Annotated in this window: 1 tRNA gene and 2 rRNA genes (1 of these 3 cut by a window edge); all 3 read left to right on the top strand. The window is 53.7% G+C overall.

Annotation, left to right across the window (positions count from 1 at the left end):
• Positions 1 to 2,058: ribosomal RNA gene (locus MF268_RS25025) — 23S ribosomal RNA — on the top strand (it extends 773 nt beyond the left edge of the window).
• Between the two features lie 122 nt (positions 2,059 to 2,180).
• Positions 2,181 to 2,295 (top strand): 5S ribosomal RNA (gene rrf / locus MF268_RS25020).
• A 47-nt stretch (positions 2,296 to 2,342) separates the two neighbouring features.
• Positions 2,343 to 2,419, top strand: a tRNA-Met gene (locus tag MF268_RS25015).
• Positions 2,420 to 2,500: the final 81 nt, after the last annotated feature.

Raw genomic sequence — 2,500 nt, 5'->3', positions numbered from 1 at the left:
AAAAGGATCGGGATGAGCTGTGCCTAGGGGTGAAAGGCCAATCAAACTCGGAGATAGCTGGTTCTCTGCGAAATCTATTTAGGTAGAGCGTCATCCGAATACCCCGGGGGGTAGAGCACTGGATGGGTAATGGGGCCCCACAGGCTTACTGATCCTAACCAAACTCCGAATACCCGGGAGTACTAGATGGCAGACACACTGCGGATGCTAACGTCCGTAGTGGAGAGGGAAACAACCCTGACCTACAGCTAAGGCCCCCAATTCATGGCTAAGTGGGAAAGCAGGTGGGACGTCCAAAACAACCAGGAGGTTGGCTTAGAAGCAGCCATCCTTTAAAGATAGCGTAACAGCTCACTGGTCTAATTAAGATATCCTGCGGCGAAGATGTAACGGGGCTCAAGCCATGAGCCGAAGCTTAGGATGTGCATAGCACATGGTAGCAGAGCGTAGTGTGACATAGTCTCATGTGTCCTTACCTACTCCGGTAGGATTGGACACAAGAGGCTTTCTGTGAAGCCGGCGCGTGAGCGATCCGGTGGAGAGATCACTAGCGAGAATGATGACATGAGTAGCGACAAAGAGTGTGAGAGACACTCTCGCCGAAAGTCCAAGGGTTCCTGCTTAAAGCTAATCTGAGCAGGGTAAGCCGACCCCTAAGGCGAGGCCGAAAGGCGTAGTCGATGGGAATCAGGTTAATATTCCTGAGCCAGTAGGACGTGACGGATCATGAAGGTTGTTCACCCTTATCGGATTGGGTGGGCCGCTGATTGGTTCCTGGAAATAGCCCTACATGAGATCGTACCCTAAACCGACACAGGTGGACTGGTAGAGAATACCAAGGCGCTTGAGAGAACGATGTTGAAGGAACTCGGCAAAATACCTCCGTAAGTTCGCGAGAAGGAGGCCCAGTTTCTACGCAAGTATTGGCTGGGGGCACAAACCAGGGGGTGGCGACTGTTTACTAAAAACACAGGGCTCTGCGAAGTCTAAAGACGACGTATAGGGTCTGACGCCTGCCCGGTGCCTGAAGGTTAAAAGGAGGGGTGCAAGCTCTGAATTGAAGCCCAGGTAAACGGCGGCCGTAACTATAACGGTCCTAAGGTAGCGAAATTCCTTGTCGGGTAAGTTCCGACCTGCACGAATGGCGTAACGACTTCCCCGCTGTCTCCAACATCGACTCAGCGAAATTGAATTACCTGTCAAGATGCAGGTTTCCCGCGGTTAGACGGAAAGACCCCGTGCACCTTTACTACAGCTTCGCACTGGCATCAGGATTGAGATGTGCAGGATAGGTGGTAGGCTTTGAACCAGGAACGCCAGTTTCTGTGGAGCCTCCCTTGAGATACCACCCTTCTTACTCTTGATGTCTAACCGCGGTCCGTTATCCGGATCCGGGACCCTGCGTGGCGGGTAGTTTGACTGGGGCGGTCGCCTCCTAAAGCGTAACGGAGGCGCGCGAAGGTTGGCTCAGAGCGGTCGGAAATCGCTCGTTGAGTGCAATGGCAGAAGCCAGCCTGACTGCAAGACTGACAAGTCGAGCAGAGTCGAAAGACGGCCATAGTGATCCGGTGGTCCCAAGTGGGAGGGCCATCGCTCAACGGATAAAAGGTACGCCGGGGATAACAGGCTGATACTGCCCAAGAGTCCATATCGACGGCAGTGTTTGGCACCTCGATGTCGGCTCATCTCATCCTGGGGCTGGAGCAGGTCCCAAGGGTACGGCTGTTCGCCGTTTAAAGAGGTACGTGAGCTGGGTTTAGAACGTCGTGAGACAGTTCGGTCCCTATCTGCCGTGGGTGTAGGATACTTGAGAGGAGTTGCCCCTAGTACGAGAGGACCGGGGTGAACGATCCACTGGTGGACCAGTTGTTATGCCAATAGCAGTGCTGGGTAGCTATGATCGGACAGGATAACCGCTGAAGGCATCTAAGCGGGAAGCCCCCCTCAAAACAAGGTATCCCTGAGGGCCGTGGTAGACCACCACGTCGATAGGCCAGAGATGTAAGCGCGGCAACGCGTTCAGTTGACTGGTACTAATTGCCCGATAGGCTTGATTTGATCCAGTAAAAGCCAGACAGCTTTTACCGAACAATCAAAAGCATACACACCAATATGTCTGAAACCTCACAGCCGAGGCCAAGACAAGCGTACTGACTTGGAATTTACAGGGTTTTTCTTGGTCTGGTGATCATAGCGAGAGCAAAACACCCGGATCCATTCCGAACCCGGCCGTTAAGTGCCTTTGCGCCAATGGTACTGCGTCTCAAGACGTGGGAGAGTAGGTCATCGCCAGACCTAGTAAAACCCTGTAAACGTATCTCTCTAACGATGAACCACCCTGTCGCGGGATGGAGCAGCCCGGTAGCTCGTCAGGCTCATAACCTGAAGGTCGTAGGTTCAAATCCTACTCCCGCAACCAACTTACCGAACAAGCCGCCGCAAGGCGGCTTTCCGCGTTGTGGGCAGGGCGTAACGCGGCCTTGTGCGCTTCGAGTGCAGC

The sequence above is a fragment of the Heliomarina baculiformis genome (assembly GCF_019966545.1).
GTDB lineage: Bacteria > Pseudomonadota > Alphaproteobacteria > Rhodobacterales > Rhodobacteraceae > Heliomarina > Heliomarina baculiformis.
Note: the sequence above shows the minus strand (reverse complement) of the source record. Positions and strands in the feature narration are given on the sequence as shown.